General features: G+C 70.5%; 17 protein-coding genes. 5 read left to right on the top strand and 12 right to left on the bottom strand.

Annotation, left to right across the window (positions count from 1 at the left end):
- Positions 1-12: 12 nt before the first annotated feature.
- The 3 genes from CFB50_RS07430 to CFB50_RS07420 are packed head-to-tail and all read right to left on the bottom strand — an operon-like array spanning position 13 to position 2548.
- A complete protein-coding gene (locus CFB50_RS07430; protein WP_089445416.1) occupies positions 13-468 on the bottom strand; it encodes a DoxX family protein in 456 nt (151 codons plus the stop codon).
- A 1-nt stretch (position 469) separates the two neighbouring features.
- Positions 470-2362 carry an amidohydrolase gene (locus tag CFB50_RS07425; protein WP_089445415.1) on the bottom strand — a complete coding sequence of 631 codons (1893 nt, stop codon included), beginning with the start codon at positions 2360-2362 and terminating at the stop codon, positions 470-472.
- 18 nt (positions 2363-2380) lie between these two features.
- Entirely contained in the window at positions 2381-2548 is a 168-nt protein-coding gene (locus tag CFB50_RS07420; RefSeq protein ID WP_043182444.1) for a DUF1427 family protein, read from the bottom strand.
- A gap of 98 nt (positions 2549-2646) precedes the next feature.
- On the opposite strand from CFB50_RS07420, the gene CFB50_RS07415 reads away from it, so the two are divergent.
- Positions 2647-3570, top strand: coding sequence for a LysR family transcriptional regulator (locus tag CFB50_RS07415; RefSeq protein ID WP_089445414.1), 924 nt, complete (start codon positions 2647-2649; stop codon positions 3568-3570).
- Between the two features lie 66 nt (positions 3571-3636).
- Here the strand turns inward: CFB50_RS07415 and CFB50_RS07410 are convergent, their stop codons facing one another.
- Complete coding sequence (locus tag CFB50_RS07410; protein WP_069247732.1) at positions 3637-4323, bottom strand: hydrolase; 687 nt, start codon at positions 4321-4323, stop codon at positions 3637-3639.
- 275 nt (positions 4324-4598) lie between these two features.
- On the opposite strand from CFB50_RS07410, the gene CFB50_RS07405 reads away from it, so the two are divergent.
- The 4 genes from CFB50_RS07405 to CFB50_RS07390 are packed head-to-tail and all read left to right on the top strand — an operon-like array spanning position 4599 to position 7838.
- The gene (locus CFB50_RS07405; RefSeq protein WP_034186741.1) at positions 4599-4859 is read left to right on the top strand and encodes a XapX domain-containing protein; all 261 of its coding nucleotides are present in this window, start codon (positions 4599-4601) and stop codon (positions 4857-4859) included.
- A 25-nt stretch (positions 4860-4884) separates the two neighbouring features.
- A complete protein-coding gene (locus tag CFB50_RS07400; RefSeq protein ID WP_089445413.1) occupies positions 4885-6465 on the top strand; it encodes a cation:proton antiporter in 1581 nt (526 codons plus the stop codon).
- A 46-nt stretch (positions 6466-6511) separates the two neighbouring features.
- A complete protein-coding gene (locus CFB50_RS07395) occupies positions 6512-6904 on the top strand; it encodes an OsmC family protein (protein WP_069247730.1) in 393 nt (130 codons plus the stop codon).
- Positions 6905-6935: 31 nt separating this feature from the next.
- On the top strand, positions 6936-7838 hold the full coding sequence (locus tag CFB50_RS07390; protein WP_089445412.1) for a pirin family protein: 903 nt from the start codon (positions 6936-6938) through the stop codon (positions 7836-7838).
- A 59-nt stretch (positions 7839-7897) separates the two neighbouring features.
- Here the strand turns inward: CFB50_RS07390 and CFB50_RS07385 are convergent, their stop codons facing one another.
- Genes CFB50_RS07385 through bcsZ form a run of 8 tightly spaced genes read right to left on the bottom strand, consistent with a single transcriptional unit; the run spans position 7898 to position 20254 of the window.
- Entirely contained in the window at positions 7898-8095 is a 198-nt protein-coding gene (locus tag CFB50_RS07385; RefSeq protein WP_046545421.1) for a hypothetical protein, read from the bottom strand.
- A complete protein-coding gene (gene bcsG / locus CFB50_RS07380) occupies positions 8077-9633 on the bottom strand; it encodes a cellulose biosynthesis protein BcsG (RefSeq protein WP_089445411.1) in 1557 nt (518 codons plus the stop codon). The genes CFB50_RS07385 and bcsG overlap by 19 nt, the downstream gene beginning before the upstream one ends.
- 27 nt (positions 9634-9660) lie before the next feature.
- Positions 9661-12198 (bottom strand): UDP-forming cellulose synthase catalytic subunit, encoded by a 2538-nt coding sequence (bcsA, locus tag CFB50_RS07375; protein WP_089446059.1) that lies wholly within the window; start codon positions 12196-12198, stop codon positions 9661-9663.
- Entirely contained in the window at positions 12195-12974 is a 780-nt protein-coding gene (gene bcsQ / locus CFB50_RS07370; RefSeq protein ID WP_089445410.1) for a cellulose biosynthesis protein BcsQ, read from the bottom strand. Before bcsQ ends, bcsA begins: the two co-directional genes overlap by 4 nt.
- Positions 12971-13189, bottom strand: coding sequence for a hypothetical protein (locus tag CFB50_RS07365; RefSeq protein WP_069247725.1), 219 nt, complete (start codon positions 13187-13189; stop codon positions 12971-12973). Before CFB50_RS07365 ends, bcsQ begins: the two co-directional genes overlap by 4 nt.
- Positions 13186-15150, bottom strand: coding sequence for a cellulose biosynthesis protein BcsE (bcsE, locus tag CFB50_RS07360; protein ID WP_089445409.1), 1965 nt, complete (start codon positions 15148-15150; stop codon positions 13186-13188). Before bcsE ends, CFB50_RS07365 begins: the two co-directional genes overlap by 4 nt.
- Before the next feature lie 17 nt (positions 15151-15167).
- Positions 15168-19049 carry a cellulose synthase subunit BcsC-related outer membrane protein gene (locus CFB50_RS07355; protein WP_089445408.1) on the bottom strand — a complete coding sequence of 1294 codons (3882 nt, stop codon included), beginning with the start codon at positions 19047-19049 and terminating at the stop codon, positions 15168-15170.
- The gene (gene bcsZ, locus CFB50_RS07350; protein WP_089445407.1) at positions 19034-20254 is read right to left on the bottom strand and encodes a cellulose synthase complex periplasmic endoglucanase BcsZ; all 1221 of its coding nucleotides are present in this window, start codon (positions 20252-20254) and stop codon (positions 19034-19036) included. The genes CFB50_RS07355 and bcsZ overlap by 16 nt, the downstream gene beginning before the upstream one ends.
- Between the last annotated feature and the right edge of the window lie 2 nt (positions 20255-20256).

Here is a 20256-nt window from a genome sequence, read left to right as displayed (position 1 = left end):
TGGTGCAACCGGTCACGCGCGGCCGTCGCCGTCCGCGCGCTTCGCATCGGCGAGCAGCGTCGCGAGCACGAGTGCGGCGATCAGCCCGAGATGCTCGAAAAAGCTGTTGAGTGCCATGAAATGCTCGGCGCCCGTGCGGTTCCAGAAATCGTTGGCCACCGCCATCGCGACCAGCGTCAGCATACCGAGGCTGCCCGCGCCGAGCCACGTAAAGCGACCCAGCACGATGCACAGCGAGCCGGCGATCTCGACCGCGATCGCGAACGCCGCCCATAGCGTGGCCGGCTGCAGCCCGAAATGCGCCTGCTCCGCGACCGCGCCATTGAAGTCCAGCGCCTTCGCGACGCCGCCGATCAGGTACGCGGACACCAGCGCCAGCCGCGCGAGCGGCAGGACCCACGGCTGCGCGAGCAGCGCGCGGACCCACGCCGGGTTGCCGGTGCCGGCGTGATGGGTCGGGGTCGCCATGTCAGACCGCCCAGCACGAACAGCCGAACGCGCCCCAGAAGCCCTTCGCGTCCGACGTCGGCAACGCGCGGCTCCACGCGTTCGCGTGTGCATGGCCGTGCAGGCCGCACGCGCTTGCGCAACCGCACTGCGCGGCGGCCGCCGCGGCGCGCTGCAGCGGCGCGCCGTTGCGCTGCGTCGCGCCCCAGCCGCCGTAGCCGCCGTACTCGCGCACCGGCGACCAGTCCGGCATCGCGGGCGGAATCGGCGCGTCGTGCGACGCGAACGGCCCCGCGCCCCACACGATCCGGCCGCCGACCACCGTCAGCAATGCAGTCGTCTCGACGATATCGTCCTCCGCGCACGTGAAGAAATCGCGATCGGGGACCATCAGGTCGGCGAGTTGCCCGACCGCGATGCGTCCTTTGCGGCCGACTTCGTTCGAGAACCACGTCACGTACTCGGTCCACATGCGCAGCGCGGTCTCCCGATCGAGCAGGTTGCGCTGCGGGTACATCCGCATCCCGCCGACCGTCTTGCCCGTCACGAGCCACGCGAGCGACACCCACGGGTTGTACGACGCCACCCGCGTCGCGTCGGTGCCGGCCGACACCTTGAGCCCCTTCTCGAGCATCTTCGCGACCGGCGGCGTCGCCTCGGCCGCCTGCGCACCGTAGCGCTCGACGAAGTATTCGCCCTGGTACGCCATCCGGTGCTGCACCGCAATGCCGCCGCCGAGCGCGGCGATGCGGTCCATCGAGCGCTCCGAGATCGTTTCGGCGTGGTCGAAGAACCAGTTCAGTCCGTCGAGCGGAATATCCTCGTTGACCTTCTCGAACACGTCCAGCGCACGGCTGATGGTTTCGTCATAGGTCGCATGCATGCGCCACGGCCAGCGGTTCTGCGCGAGCACGCGCACGACGCCTTCGAGATCGTCCTCCATCTGCGCCGGCAGGTCCGGGCGCGCGACGCGGAAATCCTCGAAATCGGCCGCCGAAAACACCAGCATCTCGCCCGCGCCGTTGTGGCGGAAGTAGTCGGTGCCGTCGTGGTACTTGACGCTCTTCGTCCAGTTCACGAAGTCTTCCTTCTCCGCATTCGGCTTCTGCGTGAACAGGTTGTAGGCGATGCGGATCGTCATCTCGCCCGCGTCGTGCAGCTTGCGGATCACCTCGTAATCGTCGGGATAATTCTGCGACCCGCCGCCTGCGTCGATCACGCCCGTCACGCCAAGGCGATTGAGTTCGCGCATGAAATGGCGCGTCGAGTTGTACTGATACTCGAACGGCAGCTTCGGGCCTTTTGCGAGCGTCGCGTAGAGGATCGTCGCGTTCGGGTTCGCGAGCAGCAGGCCGGTCGGGTTGCCGGCGGCATCGCGCAGGATCGTGCCGCCCGGCGGCTCGGGCGTGTCCTTCGTGTAGCCCACCACGCGCAGCGCGGCCGCGTTCAGCAGCGCGCGGTCGTACAGGTGCAGGATGAACACGGGCGTATCGGGTGCGACCGCATTCAGTTCGTCGATCGTCGGCAGGCGCTTTTCGACGAACTGGTGTTCGGTGAAGCCGCCGACCACGCGCACCCATTGCGGCGCAGGCGTGATCGCGACCTGCTGCTTCAACATCTCCATCGCGACCGCGAGCGAACGCACGCCATCCCAGCGCAGCTCGAGGTTGTAGTTCAGGCCACCGCGAATCACGTGCGTGTGGTTGTCGATCAGGCCCGGCAGCACGCTGCGGCAATCGAGATCGACGACCTTCGTCGCACGGCCCGCGAGCGGCACGATGTCGGCATCGGAGCCGACCGCGACGAAGCGGCCGTCCTTGATCGCCACGGCGGTGGCGACGGGGTTCGCACGATCGAGCGTCGTGATGCGCCCGTTGTGCAGGATGAGATCGGGTTGAGTAGCGGTTGCGCTCATGAAGTGTCCTCGATGCGGTCAGAAGCCGAGCCAGTGACGGACCGGCGCGATGGCCTGGGCGCCGATCAGCATGCCGGCCAGGCCGACCAGCGCGATCAGCGGCGGTGCCGGCGAACGCACCTTGATCACGCTGTACACGACGCCGATCAGCACGCCGGCGCCCAACGAAAGTAGATAAGATTCCATAACGATTTTTCTCCCGGCCGGATTAGAATCACCTGCATCGCACGCCCGCTTTCGCGGTGCACTGCATCCGTTCCGCTTCCCTGCCATTCATCCCGATCATGCAATACCTTCCTGATCTCGAAGCCTGGGCCATCTTTGCGCGCGTCGCGGAGACGGGCTCGTTCGCGAAAGCCGCCGACCTGCTCGGCGTATCGCAGCCGACGGTGTCGAAGGCCATTGCGCGCCTCGAAAAACGTCTCGGCGCGATGCTGCTGTACCGCACGTCGCGCAAGCTGTCGCTCACGCCGACCGGCGAACTGCTGCGCGACCGCGCGATCCGCCTGCTCGCCGACGCGGAACTGATCGAGAGCGAAGCGTCCGCCCAGGCGCTCGAACCGCACGGCCTCGTGCGCGTGAATGCGCCGATGTCGTTCGGGGTGCGTCACCTGTCGCCGGTGCTGCCCGCGTTTCTCGAACGCTATCCGCGCGTCGACATCGACCTCGTGCTCACCGATCACATCGTCGACATCGTGTCCGGCGGCTTCGACGTCGCGATCCGCATCGCCGAGCTGAGCGATTCGTCGCTGCGCTCGCGCCGGCTGTGCGCGGTGCGCCGGCCGCTCGTCGCGTCGCCCGCATACCTCGACCGGCGCGGCCGCCCCGCGCACCCGCGCGACCTTGAACAGCACGTGTGCCTCACCTACACGAACCTGCCGACACCCGAACACTGGCGCTTCCGCCACGCGGCATCGGGCGACGAGGTCGGCGTATCCGTGCACGGCCGCATTCGCACCAACAACGCGGACGTGATCGTCCCCGCGCTCATCGCCGGTCATGGCCTCGCGCTGCAGCCCGAGTTCCTGGTGTGGGACGCGATGCAGCGCGGCGAGCTCGAGGAAGTGATGGCCGACTGGAAGATCGCCGACATCAACGTCAACCTCGTCACGCCGCCGGGCATGCTGCGCGCCGCGCGCGTGACGGTGCTGCTCGACTTCCTCGCGGAGCACTTCGCGCGCGCGCCGTGGGCGCTGCCTGCAGCCTGAGCGGGCGACGGCCGGCGACAGCAGATCGCCGCGGCCGGCCGTTGCCGCGATCGTGGCCGGTGTCCGTTACTTCGCCGGTACTGCCGCGAGCGACTCGTGCGGCGTTGCGGTGCGTTGCGCGGCCTTGTGAACCATCGTGTACGCGTAGTCGACGCCCATCCCGTACGCACCCGAGTGCTCCTTCGCGATCGCCATCACCGCGTCGTAGCTGTCGCGGCGCGCCCAGTCGCGCTGCCATTCGAGCAGCACCTGCTGCCACGTGACGGGCACGACACCGGCCTGCACCATCCGCTGCATCGCGAAGTCGTGCGCGGCCTGCGACGTGCCGCCCGATGCGTCGGCCACCATGTAGATCTCGTAATCGCCTTCGAGCATCGCGCACAGTGCGAACGTGGTATTGCAGACTTCCGTCCAGAGACCCGACACGACCACCTTCTTGCGGCCATTCGCGGCGAGCGCGTCGCGCACCTTCTGGTCGTCCCACGAGTTCATCGACGTGCGTTCGAGCGTCTTCTGGTTCGGGAACACGTCGAGCAGCTCGGGGAAGGTATGGCCGGAGAAGGCCTCGGTCTCGACCGTCGTGATGGTGGTCGGCACGTTGAACGCCTTGGCGGCCTTCGCGAGCCCGACGACGTTGTTCTTCAGCGTCTGGCGATCGATCGACTGCACGCCGAACGCCATTTGCGGCTGCTGGTCGATGAAGATCAGCTGGCTGTTCTGCGGCGTCAGTACTTCAAGTTTCGGATTGCTCATGGCGCAAGGTGTCCTGTGAACGAAAAAAGGGGGCCTGCCTCGACCGTCTGAACGGGAGGAGCCGGAGGTACGTCAGCGCCGGATCGTCGTCCGGGCCGAAACATTTAAGCCGCAAACGCGCGGCGCGAACACCCAAGAAACGGAATCGATCCGATTCCTGAATCGATGCCTGTTCGGGGCTGCCCGCTCTTTTTTTCTTCACGCAAACCCGATACGCTTTCGAAATCTTGACGGCGCGCCCCGCGCCGCTCGTCTGCCATCACGGGACGCCCGCCATGAAACCGTATTTCCTGTCGCTGCTTGCCGGCATCCTCGCCGGTGTCATCTACGGCGCGCTCGGCGTGAACTCGCCGGCCCCGCCGATCATCGCGCTCACCGGCCTGCTCGGCATGCTGGCCGGCGAACAGATCCTGCCCGTCGCGCGCCGGATGCTTTCCGGACACCGGCTGAACACCGCATGGCGCGATGCACAATGCAGCCAGCACATGTTCGGCGCGCTGCCCGGCGGCACCACGAACGATCGCAAGCCGTCGTGACGCAATCGTTCAGCACCGGCCACGCATGACCAACGTCGAACTGTTTCATTACCTGCTGCTGTTGATCTGCGGGGCCGGCGCACTCACGTGGCTCGCCGAACGGATTTCGATTCCGCCGGCCGTCGTGCTGCTGCTCGGCGGCTGCGTGGTCGCGGTTGCCGGCAAGCGCGTGCCCGACATGGACCCGGCGCTGCTGCTCGCGGCCGTGCTGCCGCCGCTGCTGATGTCGAGCGGGTTCTACACCGCGTGGAAGGAATTCCGGCAGCAGCTTGCATCGATCGCGTCGCTCGCGCTCGGCGCCGTGGTGTTCACGACCGTCGCGGTCGCGCTCGCCGTGCATGCGGTGAACCCGGCGCTGCCATGGGCCGCCTGCTTCACGCTCGGCGCGATCGTGTCGCCGCCCGATGCGGTCGCCGCGAAGGCGATCCTGCAGCGCCACCCGCTGCCCGCGCGGCTCGTCGCGGTGCTCGAAGGCGAAAGCCTCGTCAACGATGCGTCGGGCCTGCTGCTGTACCAGATGGCCGTGTCGGCCGCGCTCGCCGTGTCGATCACGGCCGCGAGCGCCACCGGCCTGTTCTTCTCGCTCACGCTGATCGGCATCGCGGTCGGTCTCGCGTGCGGCCATGCGATGAGCTGGGTGCTGCCGCGCCTGCGCGACCCGATGCTCGGCATCGTCGTGACCTTCGCGATGGCGTGGGGCAGCTACGGGATCGCGGAAGCCGTCGACGGCTCGGGCGTGCTGTCGGTCGTCACCTGCGGCCTCGTGCTCGGCGTGCGCCAGCATCGCGTGTTCGACGCCGACATGCGGATCAAGGCGAAGGCGACCTGGGAAGCGATCGTGTTCGTTCTCGACGCGCTCGTGTTCATCCTGATCGGCCTCGCGCTGCACGCGATCCTCGCGCGCGTGAACCACGAAGGCGCGGTGCTGATGGCCGGCCTGCGCGTCGCGCTGCCCGCCACCGCCGCCGCGATCTCCGCGCGCATCGTCTGGGTGTTCGTCGCGATGTGGCTGCCGGGCCGCCTGCGCGCGCCGCACGCCGGCCATGCACCGTGGTCGTGGCGCGAAGCCGTCGTGCTCGGCTGGTCGGGCATGCGCGGCGTCGTGAGCCTCGCGGCCGCGATCGCGCTGCCTGCCAATTTCCCCGGCCGCGACCTGATCCTGTTCAGCACGTTCCTGCTGATCATCGCCACGCTCGTCGTGCAGGGCGGCACGCTCGCGCCGCTGATCCGCGTGCTGAAGCTGCGCCCGGCCGCGCGGCACACGATGTCCGAGCATGCGGTGCGTGCGCATGCGTTCGGCGCGGCGCTCGCCGAACTCGACGCGCTCGAGCAGCGCGGCTCGACCCTCGAGCGGCCGTCGCTCGACCGCCTGCTCGCCGAATACCGGAATCGCGTCACCTTCAACGAACGCGCGCATCGCCACGGCGCCGAGCCGGCCAACGTACGGGCGCGCATGCTGCGCGTCGAGCTCGAACTCGTCGGCGTGTCGCGCCGCGCGCTGCTCGACCTGCATCGCGACGGCAAGGTCGACGACGCCGTGCTGCACCGGATCGAATCGGAACTCGATTTCGAGGAACTGCGGCTGCAGCGGCTGCTCGAACCGTGACGCCCGGCCCGTCCGCCGGCCTCCCCCTTTTTCACATGGAACTGCAATGAGCGAACTGTCCGTCGAAGCGAGCATCGGCTCCGTCGATTACCTCGTCCACTTCAGCGATGGCGTCCACCAGTGGCGCGCCGACGAACCGGCGTCGCTCGGCGGCGGCGATGCGGCGCCCACGCCCGTCGCGCTGCTGCTGTCGAGCCTCGGTGCATGCACCGCGATCACGCTGAAGATGTATGCGCAGCGCAAGGGCTGGCCGCTCACCGAAGTGCACGTGAAGCTCGCGCACGAATCGGGCAGCGCGGGCAGCACGATCGTGCGCCGCATCACGCTGGAAGGCGACCTGTCTGGCGAACAGCGCGAACGGCTGCTGCAGATCGCGAACGCGTGCCCGGTGCACAAGATCCTCACGCATCCGATCACCATCGACACGGCGATCGCCTGACGCGCCCCGCCTCGACTACCAGATCCCCACCATGTCCGCCTCGATCAAGACCCTGCTCACGCCGCGCGAAAGCGACATCGGCAACCTCGTCGTGCGCCGCGTGCTGCCCGCGCGCGCCGCCCGCCTCGTCGGCCCGTTCATCTTCTTCGACGAGATGGGGCCGGCGGTGCTGCCGGCCGGCAGCGGCATCGACGTGCTGCCGCATCCGCACATCGGCCTCGCGACCGTCACCTACCTGTTCGACGGCTCGCTGATGCACCACGACAGCCTCGGCTTCCGGCAGAAGATCGTGCCGGGCGACGTGAACTGGATGACCGCCGGCCGCGGCATCGTGCATTCGGAGCGTTCGCCCGACGAAGACCGGCCGCGCGATCAGCCGGTCCACGGGATCCAGACCTGGGTCGCGTTGCCGGTCGAGCATGAGGACACCGCGCCCGCGTTCGTCCATCATGCGGCCGACACGCTGCCGTCGTTCACGCGCGACGGGGCGAGCGTGCGCGTGATCGCGGGGACCGCGTTCGGGCTCACGTCGCCGGTCGCCGTGTTCTCGCCCACGCTCTATGCGTATGCGGAATTCGCGGCAGGCGGCACGCTGGCGCTCGATGCCGAACATGAGGAGCGCGGCGTCTACCTCGTCGACGGCGATCTCTCGATCGACGGCACGCCGCTCGCTGCCGCGACGATGGCGGTGCTGGAGCCGGGCGCGACCGTGGCGCTGGCGAGCACGAACGGCGCACGCGTGATGCTGCTCGGCGGTGCGCACCTGCCGGGCGAGCGCTTCATCGAATGGAATTTCGTATCGAGCGAGCGCGCGAAGATCGATGCGGCCCGTGCGGCGTGGGCCGATCAGACCTTCGGCAAGGTGCCGGGCGAAGAACACGAGTGGACGCGCCAGCCGGAACGCAAGGCGCAACAAGGCAACAACGCGCAGTAAGCGGGTTCGCCCGCAGGCGAGCCACGCAACGGCCGGCACACCTGCCGGCCGTTGTGCGTTTACCGCTTCAATCCCATTAGCTTCGCGAGCGTCGGCCAGCGGTCGAGCGACTCGATGAACGCGCGGCGCGCCTGCTCGTCGACGTAACGCTCGGGATCGAGCGCGGGCAGATGCCGCGCGAGGCCGAGCACGTCGTTCGGTTGCGACAGGCGATCATCGTCGCTGTCGGCGGGGAGAATTACTGTTCGTCGATCCATACGCCATCCGGAGTTTTCACCGAGTAGCCCGCGGCCGTCTGCATCGTCACCGTGCCCTCGTTCTCGCCCACCATCCGCGTGCGCGGCAGGTCGGCCGCGTACTGCGCGAGCGTCGTGCCCGGCTTGAACGGGCTGTTCGACACGAGGTTCGACAGCAGTTGCGCGAGCGCGAGGAAGCTGGTCGGCTGGTCGATCACGGTCGTCGCGCCGTGGTTGCCGGTAAAGCCGACGAGCCGCACGCCGACCGGCCCGTGCACGATGCGCGGTGTCGGGATCTCGCGCAGGCCCGCGACCTGGTACTTGTCGCCGCGCAGCGCGGCGCCGTGCTCGGGCACGAACACGATCACCGCGCGGCGGCCCGATTGCGCGATCAGGTCGGCGAGGTGATCGAAGTCGTCCATCAGCTTCGTCACGCGCTGCGGATACGAGTCGATGCTCGTCAGCGCGCTGCCGACGACGCGGTTGCCGTCGTGCAGGCTGATCGTGTTGTAGTACAGCGCGACCGGGCCCGGCACCGACGCGCGCTGCGCGTACCAGTTCGCGAGCGTCGCGTAGTCGCTCTTGATCTCCGAGCCGTCGAACGCGTGCATCGCGACGGGCGCGGCCGCGTTCGACACCGGCGGCGCGTCGGGCACGCCGATGTTGTCGTGGATCACCTGCAGGAAGTTGTCGAAGTGGCCGTCGTGGTTCAGCAGCGACTGCACCTTGTAGCCCGCGCTCGCCAGCTGCGAGAACAGGTAGCACTGCTGCGGCGCCGGCTTGTACAGGTCGGCGTGCGCTTCCTGCCCGCAGCTCGCGCGCAGCACGCGGATCGCGGCCGGGCCGCTGTAGCTCGCGGCCGTGCTGAAGTTATTGAACAGGTAGTCGAAGTGACTCAGCATCGGGTGGTTGCGCACCTTCGCGGCATCGAGGTCGTCCCACGACAGCGAGCAGATGTGCAGCACGATCACGTCGAACTGCGCGGCCGGATCGTTGCCGAGATGGCCGAACGCGACCTGCCGCTGCGATTCCTGCGTGCGGAACGTCGCGAGCGCGGCGTTGTGATCCTCCGGCTGGCCGGCGAGCGTCGTGCCCGTCGCGGTCGCTTGCTGCGGAAGCGGTGCGACGACGCGCGCCATCAGCCCGCTGCCGGCCTGCCACAACGGCATCACGATCAGCACGGCCAGCACGAACGTCGCGACGCGCAGCCAGCGATTGACGATGAAGTAGACGATCAGCGCGCCGGCCACCGTCAGCAGCAGCACCGGCGGCAACAGGCGCGGCAGCAGCTCCATCCAGTACTCGAAGCGGAACGTGCTCACCTCGCGCGCGGCCTCGGCGAGCCGCGCGAGCGGCGGCGCATGCATCTCGCGCGCGAGCAGCGGCGCCGCGATCGCGATCGCCGCGACCTGCCGGACGATGCGCCACGCGCGCCGCCGGATCGGTGCGCTCGCCGCGAGCGCCACCGCGAACGCGAGGTTCGCGAGCCAGAACGGCTGCAGGTGCCCGGTCGCGAACAGCGCGAACTTCAGGATGAAATACAGATTCCAGAACGTCATCTAACCCACTCCATGATGAGCGCCGCGTCAGTCGCGCGCCCGATCGAGTTTCGGCGCCAGCATGGCCAGCAGGCCGCGCGCCGCACCCTTCCACATCCGTACGTTGCCGTCCAGGCCGATACGCAACACTTCCTTCAACCCGCCGAGCGGCGTGTCGACACGCTGGCCTTCGTGCCAGTCGAGCCACGCGTCCGCGCGGCCGAACGTGCATTGCACGAGCTGGCGCTCCTGTTCGAGCGTGAGTTCGTCGAAGCTCACGCCGACATGGGTCGGCGTCACGCGGCTCACGCGCACCGGGAACGGGAACGACCGGTCGCCGCGCGTCACGCACACCGTCAGCGTGTCACCGACGGCAAGCGGGAGCCCCGGCACCGCTTCGAGGCCGAGGCCGCCGGTCGAGTAGTCGCTCGTGAAGCACGCGGCCGTCGAACCGTCGGCGAGCAGCAGCATGGCCGGCACGCGCATCGCGATCCGGTGCGTGACGCGCACCTGCTTGGTCTCGCGCGCCACGGCCAGTGCCGCACCGAGCATCGCGAGGTTGTACACGGTCCAGCCGAGCGTGATCAGGATCGTCGATGCCTCGTCGCCCTGGTCGACCACCAGCCGCCACAGGCCGGCGAGGATCGCGAGCACGTTCATCCCGAACAGCACCAGATACGGCTTCGACGTCGACCAGTCGACGTAGCCTTCGTCGATCTTGCCGCCCTTGTCGGTCACGTTGAACTTGCCGTGCTTCGGACTGAAGAACGCGACGGTGGTCGGCAGCGCGATGTACCACGCGAGCACCGACTCGTAGACCTCGGCCCAGAACGAATGGCGGTAGCGCCCCTGCATCCGCGAGTTTGCGACGTTCGCGAGCACGAGATACGGGATCACGTAGCTCGCAAGCGCGAGCGCCGACGCGTTGATGAAGTACAGATGGAAGAACAGGTACGCGAGCGGGATCGTCAGGAACACCAGCCGCGGAATCCCGTAGAAGAAGTGCAGCATCGCGTTGCCGTAGCAGATCCGCTGGATGAGGCCGAGCCCGCGCCCGAGAAACGGGTTGTCGATGCGGAAGATCTGCGCCATCCCGCGCGCCCAGCGCGTGCGCTGCTTCACGTGCCCCGCGAGGCTCTCGGTCGCGAGGCCGGCCGCCTGCACGGTCGGCAGGTACGCCGACGTGTAGCCGCGCCGGTGCAGCTTGAGCGCCGTATGCGCATCCTCGGTCACGGTCTCGACCGCGACGCCGCCCACCTCTTCCAGTGCGCTGCGCTTGAGCACCGCGCACGAGCCGCAGAAGAACGTCGCGTTCCACAGGTCGTTGCCCGACTGCACGAGGCCGTAGAACAGGTTGCCTTCGTTCGGGATCTCGCGGAACGTGCCGAGGTTGCGCTCGAACGGATCGGGCGAGAAGAAATGGTGCGGCGTCTGCACGAGCGCGCACTTCGGGTCGCGCAGGAACACGCCCATCGTCGTCTGCAGGAACGAGCGCGTCGGCACGTGATCGCAGTCGAAGATCGCGATGTATTCGCCGTGCGTCTTCGGCAGCGCGCGGTTGATGTTGCCGGCCTTCGCGTGGCGGTTGTCGTCGCGCGTCACATAGTCGATGCCGGCCTCGCGCGCGAACGCCTCGAATTCGGGGCGCTTGCCGTCATCGAGCAGATACACGCGCAGCTTCGCGCTCGGCCAGTCGATGCTCTGCGCGGCGAACACCGTCGGCTTCACGACCGACAGCGGCTCGTTGTAGGTCGGGATGTAGATGTCGACGGTCGGCCAGGTATCGGGATCGTCGGGCAGCGGCACGATCGGCCGGTCGAGCGGCCACGCGGTCTGCACGAAGCCGAGCAGCAGGATCATCCACGTATAGGCTTCCGCGCCGTACAGCAGGTAGCCGGCGACGGCCTCGACCGGGCCGCGGAAATCGAGCGTCTGCGTGGTGCGCCACCACACGTAGCGCACCGTCGCGAGCAGGGCGAGCGACGCGAGCGCGAGCGTCGGCAGGTGGCCCGGCAGGCGGCGCAGCGCGAGCGCCAGCACCGCGACGATCGCGAAGAACGCGAACTGCGCGCCCGGCATCAGCGGCGACATCCCGGCCGCGGCCCACAGCAGCGCGCCGGCGATCAGCAGCAGCGGCGCGAGCCAGGGGCGCCTGCCGACGCCGTTCGCGCGCGCATCGAGCCAGCCGCCCCAGCGCACCCACGGCAGGCGCGCGAGCATCGCGTCGATGCGCCGGCCGACCGCGCGCCCGGCCACGTAGACGGGCACGACATACTTGTCGAACCATGCGAGCGGATCGCGCGCCGGCCGGCCGTCCGCCGCACGCGGCGCACGCACGATCGCACGCCACAGCCATTCGCGCGGGCTGAGCGGCTGCAGCACGCCCCACTCCTGCGCCAGCCGCAGGGACGTGACGCGCACCCAGCGGCGCACGTGATCCGGCCGGCCCGGCGGCGGCGCATGGAAGAACAGCCGCACGATCCAGTCGACCAGCGTGCGTTGCGCCGGCAAGCCGATGCCGCGTGCGAACCAGTCGGCCGCACGACGGCCGACCGCACGCAGGCGCAGCACGAAGCCCGCGTTCATCGCGCCGCTCCGCGGCGACCGGCGGCGCCTGCCGCCAGCCACGTATCGACCCAGTTCGCCACGCCGTTCAGGTCGTGCGACGCCTGCGAATACGGCGCGTCGTCGAAGATCCAGCTGCCGCGCGCGAGCGCTTCGGGCAGGGCCGCATCGACGTGGATGCGCTGCTCGAGCATCGACGCCGGCCCCGCGACCGCGCGCAGCATGCCGAGCGCATCGCGCTGCATGTCGCGCGCCGGATTCAGCCGGTTCACGACGATCTGCAGTTCGCCGCCGCCGGCACGCAGCGCACCGAGCCGCGCGGCCGTCGTCGCACACGCGCTCGGCTCGGGCGGCACGACGACGAGCGTCAGGTCCGCGCGGCGAATCGCCTGCTCGGCCTGCGTCGACGGATAGCGCGCGGTGTCGATCAGCACGACGCCGTCGGCCGGCAGCGCAATCTCGTCGAGCGCGCGCGACAGCCACGCGGGATCGGCCGCGAGCCGCGCATCGCACGCGGCGGCGCCGGCCGCGTCGACCTGCCCGTACGGGACGAACAGCACGCCGTCGGCGTTACGCCACGTCTGTGCATGCCACGGCTCGCCGCCGCCGAGCACGCTCTGCGCGAGGCCACGCTCGGCCAGCGAGTCGAGGCCGAGCGTCGCGCCCATCAGGTTCTGTGCATCGAATTCGACGGCGACGACCGGCCGGCCGCGACGCGCGAGCAGCACCGCGAGCGCGGCCGTGAGCGTCGTGCGGCCCGCGCCGCCCGTCGTCGACGTAATGGCGATCGTCTTCATCGGGCCGCCTCGCCGCTGCGCTCGCCGCGCTCCGCATCGGGCAGCAGCCGCCCGCGCAGCGCGACCGGCACGAGTTCGCAAGGCACCGCGTCGCGCCGGTCGATGCCGCGCGGCGCATGAAAACCGCGGCCGATGCCGAGGTGCTGCGCGATGATCCATACCGGCACCGCGATCACGATGCCGACGATGAAACCGATGACGATTTCGGCAATCATGCGACTCCCTCCTTGCGCAGCGGCATCGCGCTGCGGACGGCGCTGCGCTTGCGCGCGGCGGGAATGACAGGTTCCGGCGCCGATGCATCGACAGCCGCGGCCGCCGGTGTCGCACCGATCGCCTCGAGCGCGACGATCGTATCGATGGCGTCGATCGCGCCGCTCACTTCGCTCGCGTCGGGCAACGCCGCGCCGAGGTCGGTGCGCACCGACGGTTGGCGCGTCGCGCCCGCCGGCTGCGTGGCCGCGAACAGATCGCTGTAGTCGGCGATCGGCGCGCGCCGGTTCTCCGCCTTCAGCGCATTGAGCTCGGTGTCGATGCTGCCGTGGCCGAGGCATACGACCCGGTCGGACAGCGTGTCGACCGGCACGTCGAAGATGCGCGCGAGCGCGTCCTCCGCATCGACCGGTTCGCACGCGAACAGGAACACGTACAGGTGCGCGGCATCGGCGGTCACGACGTCGCCCGCGCGGCGCGGCCGGCAAGACCGCAGCGCGTCGACATGCGACACGCTCGGCAGCAGCGCGATCTTCGCGAGCGTATGCGGCAGCGCGAGCACGGCGCCGCGATCGAGCACCGCGCGAATCCGCAGGCAGAACGCGCCGACCGGCAGGTAGCCGAGCACCGAATCGCCGAGCGCAGCCGCGAGCGCCGCACGATAGTCGGCCGCGACGGGCCGCGCATAGAGCTGGCCGCGCAACGCGTGCACGGCGGCCTGCATCCGCGATACCGGCAGGTCGCGCGCGACGACGCGGCTCGCGCCGACGCTCAGCACGAGCACCTCGAACTGCTGGCGCAGCACTTCGCCGCGCTCGACGACCGCGATCTTCAGCGCACCGCCGCACTGCCGGCGCAATGCGTGCACGTCCGCGCAGAGCGCTTCGAGCTGCGCATGCGAGCGGAACACCAGCACCGCGGTGGCGGCCTGCGCATGCGCGCATGCGGCGACGACGGCCGCGTTGTCTTCAACGACCTCCCAGCCGTCCGGCACGCGGTTCGCGCCGTCGAGCACCGCGCGGCTGACGACGACGCGATCCTCGTCGCTCGCGATCTTCATCCGGTGCGCGGGCTCGGTCGCGCCGCCGTCGACGTTCGCCGACAGCCGGCCGCCCGGCGCAAAGCGCAGCGGCCGCACTTCGCCGGCCGCAAGCGTATCGCCCGCCCGCCAGAAATCGACGACCCACAGCAGCTCGCCGTGCGTGCGCTGCAACTGCGCGACGCCCGAGCAGATACCGTGAAAACCGCTGCGCGGCGCGCGATCCGCATCGCGGACGAGCGGTGCATCGTCGGTGCGCGCTGCGCCGCCCGCACGGGTCGCTTCGGGATCGAGCAGCAGCACCAGCGCGATCCGGTGCGTGCGGCACCAGTCGGCGAGTGCATGCGCCTCGTCGGCGAGCGCGATCGGGTCGTCCCAGCTGAACCAGCGCTGCGCGCCCTCGACGAAATACAGCGAGCGCGCGCGAAAACCGTAGCGCTTCATCGCGCGCAGGCCGCCGGTCAGTCGTGCGAACGGGCCCGGCGCCGCGCGGCGCGGGGCGTCCGCGGTTGCGCCGGCGCCGGTGTTGTCACCGTTGGCCGGCTCGGCCGCGGGCGGCATCGCCAGCACGTTCAGGTTGCGCGGCCAGCCGGCCGGCTGCGCGCCGCCAGCAAAGCCGCGCGCCTGCATCTGGTCGGCGACCTGCGCCGCGTCGCGTGCGAGCACGATCGTCACGTCGCGCGTGCGCGCCTGTCGCGCGCTCTCCCAGACGAGCGCATCGCAGGCCGGCGTGGCGCCGGCCGCGTAGATCGCGTACAGGCCGCCGGCTTCCAGTTGCGTCCACGCATCGGGCAAGCCGTCGATCGCGAGCCGGCTCACCGTGCCGACACGGCCGCCGGCCGGCGCGCCCAGCAGCGCGCGCAGCCAGTCCAGCAGGCCGGCTGCGCCGAATGCGGGACGGGTGGCATCGAGTTCCGTATTCACGGCGTTCCCCTAGTAACCTAGTAATCCGAATAAAGCCGCACCGGCGTCGGCGTGACGAGCCAGCTGCGTTGCGCGCGCGCGTCGAACGCATAGCGCAGGTACACGAGCGCCGAGCTCGGCGCGTAGTCGTGCGACCGGTCGACCTTCAGCTGCGCGCCGACACTCAGGTGCGGGTTCACGCGGTACTCGACGATCCCGTTGATCCCGTACGAGAACGACACGCCGCGCGTCGAGCTGCCCGCGTACACGAACCCGGCCGCCACCTGCGCGGCCCGCTGGTCCGACGACATCGGGTAATACAGCGAATCCTTCTCGTAGCTGTTCGAGATCCCGCCCGTGACGGTCAGGTCCCACGACAGCGCATCGTGCCGCCCCGCCCATTCGATCGGCACGCCGAGCGACAGGTAGCGTTGCGGGCTGTAGTAACCGCCCTGCCCGTACGTGTAGTAGCGCAGGTTCTCCGCGTAGTGCCACGCATTGCCGACGAGCCCGGTGCTGACCTTCATCGTCGCGCGCTCGTACACGGGCACCGTAAAGCCGGTGCGCAGCGTGACTTCCGCGTTGCGTTCGACGTTGCGGCCGGACAGCACGCCCGCGCCGAGTTCCGCGAACAGGTTCGTGCGGCCGACGTCGACCGACGCGCGCAGGTTCACGCCATCGCGGCGCACGCCGCCCCAGACCGCGCCCGTCCACGGGTCGCGCATCCCCGAGTACGACAGCACGCTGCTCGTTTCCGGCCGCCGCGACGCATTCACCGAGAAACTGGCCGGGCCCGCGTCGAAGCGATAGCGCACGCCGCCGACCAGGTAATGCACGGGGAAACCGAGCGGCGACGTGCCGAGATCGAAGCGCCATGCGTCCGTCAGATAGCCCGCGCCGAGCGCGACGCCCGTGGCCGTCTGGTGCAGCGAGCCCGGCGGATTCGCGATCGACGCGGGAGTCAGCGCGTTCTGCGCCTTGAGCGCCGCGTAGCTGCCGAAGGTACTGAGCGAATACGCGTTCGGGTTGCTCGTGTCGAGCGTGCCCGGGTCGAGATGCACGGTGTCGATCTGCGCGAACACGTGCCCGTCGTAGCGGATCGGCATCTGCATGTAGATCGGCACCTGCTGCGCGCGATACGACGAGATGCCTTCGTCGCCCGACTTGTACGCGGGCGTCCAGCCGGTTTCGATCTCGGGATTGCGCCGCTGCTGGAGATCCGCGAACGCGGCCTGCGCGGGCGTCAGCCCATCACGGCCCGGGCTCACGCCCGTCGTGCGCTCCTGCGACTGCGACAACCGGTACAGCGACGCCGCATCGTCATAGCGCCCCTGCGCCTCGGCCACGCGGCCGGCCGCGACCGTCACATCCGGGCGCGACGGATACGCGGCATGCAGCCGGTCGGTCACCTGCACGGCTTCGTCCGGACGGCGCAGCGCATTCAGGCGACGCACGGCCGACAGTTGCGTGTCGACGTCGTCGTCCGGCGTGCGCGCGAGCACGGCCTGCACGCGTGCGAGCGCGCCGGCACGATTGCCGCTGTCCTCGTCGATCCGGGCGAGCGCGAGCTGCGTATCGGCGTCGTCGGGGGTACGCGCGACGACCGGCGCAAGCGCGGCGCGCGCCGCATCGTAATGGCCTTGCGCGCGTTCGAGATCGGCCAGTTCGAGCGCATAGCGCTTGTCCGCGCGGCCGGCCGGGCTCGCGCGATCGAGCAGCTTGCGCGCCTGCGCGTAATCCTGCTGCGCGATCGCGTCGTCCGTCTGCCGCAGCACGAGCCGCAGCGACTGGTCCTCGATCCTCGCCGTCTGTGCAGGCGTCAGCGACGGTTCCCGGCGCAGCGTGTCGAGCCACGCGGCGAGCGCGTCGTCGCGCCCCGCGCTGCCGAGCAGGTCGCCGTAGCGCAGCCGCACGTCCGCGTCGGCTTCGCGCGGGTGCGCGGCGATCCAGTCGTGCAACGGTGCGAGCCCGCGGTCGGGTTCGCCCGCGTCGATCCACTGCGCCCCGATCGCGGCGAGCATGTCGGGGTCGTCCGGCGCGCTGGCCTGCGCATGCGCGAGCGTGGCGGCGAAGGCCGCGCGATCGCCGCGTGTGTACGCGCCGCGCGCGTCGGCCAGGGCGCTTTCGGCATCGAGCTTGCGCGCAAGCGCCCGCATCCCGTCCGAACGCTGCGCGTCGTCGACCGGCGCGAGCGCGGCCTGCGCGCCCGCGACGTCGTCGAGCGAATTGCGATACAGCGCGGTCGCGTAGCGCATCTCGGGCGTCGCGCCTTGCGCAAGCCCGTCGTCCATCACCGTGCGGCCGAGCTGCGGCAGCCCCATGTCGCGGTAGAGGCGCGCGAGCGCGAAGCGCGTCCACGGCGCGTCGGGCGCCGCGCGCACGGCCGCCTCGTAGCGCTGCGCGGCAGGCCCGCGTTCGCCCTTGTCCGCCAGCACGCGCGCCTGGTTCGCGAGCAGGTCGGCACGCAGGCCGTCGAGCGCGCGCCGATCGTCGCGGCCCGTCACGCGGCCTTGCAGCGCATCGAGCAGCGGGCCGATCTGGTCCGCGCGGCCGGTGTTCTCATACAGCGTGGCCGTGCCGCGCACGGCCGAGAGGTCCGGCGAACGCGCGGCCAGCAACTCGCGCAGCAACGGCTCCGCGCGTGCCCAGTCGCGCTGCGCGAGCAACGCGTCGGCCAGCTGCAGCTTCGCATCCGGGTTGCCCGGCTGCATCGCGAGTGCCGCGCGTGCGGCACGCTCCTCGTCCTGCGGACGGCCTGCGGCGGCCGCCGCGCGGCCTTGCGCGAGCAGCCCCCAGAACTGCGCGGTGCGCGCGAGGCCCTGCCATTTGCCGCGCTGGTCGGTCGAAAGCGTCGCGGCGCGCGTGAACAACGTGCGCGCTTCGTCGTGCCGCCCTTCGCGCAGGCGCAGCAGGCCGAGCCCGCCGACCGCGTCGGCGTCGTCCGCCCGCGCCCGCGCGGCACGCGTGAGCAGCGGATCGGCGCCGCCCAGGTCGCCGCGCGCGAGCGCCTGCAGGCCGCGCTGCTGCGCGATGTAGTCGGGATTGCGTTCGAGCTGGCGCTGCGCGTCGCGCCGGCGATCCAGTTCCGCGACGCGCTCGACGAATTCGGTATCGTCCGGCACGAGCGCGAGGTACGCATGCAGTGCATCGAGATACGCGGGATCGCTACCGGCCGACTGCAGCACGCGCCGCCACAGCGCCATCGCCTCCGTATGGTCGGCGTCGGCGCGCTTCGCGAGCGCCCAGGCGATCCGGTTCGCCTCCGGCCGCGTATCGGCGCGCTGGTTCAAGAGCCGCGCCAGCGCCATCGTCGCGCTCGTGTCCTGCGGATCGGCCGCGACCGCGCGGCGCAGCGCGGCGATCGCCGGCTCGCGTCCGCCCGGCGCATTCGACACGATCTGGTAATACTCGGCGCCGAGCGCACCCGACGGCGCGCCGTTCGGAAACAGCGCGACGATCCGCCGGGCTGCTTCGTCCGCGCGGCCGCTGCGCGCGAGCAGGCGAATCTGTGCCATCTCGCCCCGCCCGCTCGTCGCGACGCGGTATTCGTCAGCCGCCCGCCGCGTGGCGGGCGCATTCGGCGCCTGCGCCTGCAGGCGCGCGAGCGACGCCTGCGCGCCTTTCGCATCGCCGAGCCGCAGCAGCACGCGCACCTGTTCGGCCAGTAGCTCGGGATCGCCCGGCGCGATCAGCAACCCCTTGCGCAGCGCGTCGCGCGCGAGGTCGTCGCGATGCTTGACGCCCCACATCCGCGCGGTGTCGAGCTGACGCTGCGCATCGGCGGACGCGGCAGTCGCCGGCGCTGCGGGGTTCGCCAGCGTCGCGTCCGCGGCGGTGCCCGGCGCCGCCGCGCACACCGACGACGCGAGCCATGCGAATCCCGCGACGTGCGGCGCGGCGCGCTTCAGCGGGCGGCGCACGAGCGGCCTCCCCAGCGGGCGTCGAGCGTGCCGTCCGCGCCGAACCGGTAGCGCCCGTCGCGCCAGCCGAGCCCGAACAGCGTCAGCACGCTCGTGTAGTAACCGGGCGGCGACTGGCGCGCGAGCGTATCGACACGCGCCGCCTGGGCATCGGCCAGCGCGCGCTGGCCGCGCGCGTCGAGGAACGGCACGGCCGCCGCCGAGAACCCGCCGTTGCCGTCGTTCGGCCCGGCGATGCCGGTCGTCGTGTCGACCTTCTCCGGCGGCGCGCCATGCGCGGCGATGTAGTCGGCGAACGGCGCAAAACGCGCGAGCATCGGCGCGGCGAGCGGATCGGCGCGGTCGAGCATGCCGGCCCACAGATAGACGCGGATCGCGTTGTACGCGCTCTCCGCATGCGTGTCGCGATCGGGCCCGAAGCCCGTGCTCGCGCGATACAGCGCCCAGTCGGGCGAAAAACCTTTCGGTGCGGTGTCGAGCAGCACGCGTCCGGTGCTGGAGACGAGCGCGGCCCAGCGCTTGTCGTCGGGCAGGCGCGCGCCGAGCGCACGGATCACCTGCGGCGGCGAATAGCTCGGGTTCACGCGCCACTGGCCGTCGGCGAGCTTGAACCCCGTCGGCCCGGGCAGCAGCGTGAGGCCGAGGCCCGGCACGGTCGCCGTCTCGACGTCGAGCACGCGCTTCGCGAGCAGCGCGCCACGCGCCGTGTAGCTGCGTTCGTGCCACAGCCGCCCAGCCTCGACGAGCGCATACGCGATCCACAGGTCGGCGTCCGACGCCGCGTTCGCGTCGAGCACGCGCCACGCGCCGTCGGGCGCGCGGCCCCACAGCCACGCCGGCAGGTGTGCGCTCAGGTCGCCCTGCGCGAGATTGTTCTCGGTCCATGCGAGGATCGTGTCGAACATGCGCCGGTCGTTCGCGACCAGCGCGAAGAACAGTCCATACGCCTGCCCCTCCGATACCGTGCGTGAATCGGCCGAGCCGACGTCGATCACGCGGCCGTCGGCCGAGATGAAATCGCGCTTGAACGCGTCCCAGCGCGGCCACGCCGCGCCGCATCCCGCGTCGGCCGCACCGGCTCCCGCGGCCTGCGCACGCGTGGCCATCCCGGCCGCCGCGCACGTCATCGCCACCGCCAGCGCGAGGGCCGCGCCGACGCGCCGCGCCGGCCGCATTGCCCGTCGCTTCGCCATTGCCCGCGCCATCC

The organism is Burkholderia sp. AU33423, from assembly GCF_002223135.1.
Taxonomy (GTDB): Bacteria; Pseudomonadota; Gammaproteobacteria; order Burkholderiales; family Burkholderiaceae; genus Burkholderia; species Burkholderia lata_D.
The sequence above is the reverse complement of the archived record's forward strand: the minus strand, read 5'-3'. Positions and strand labels throughout refer to the sequence as shown.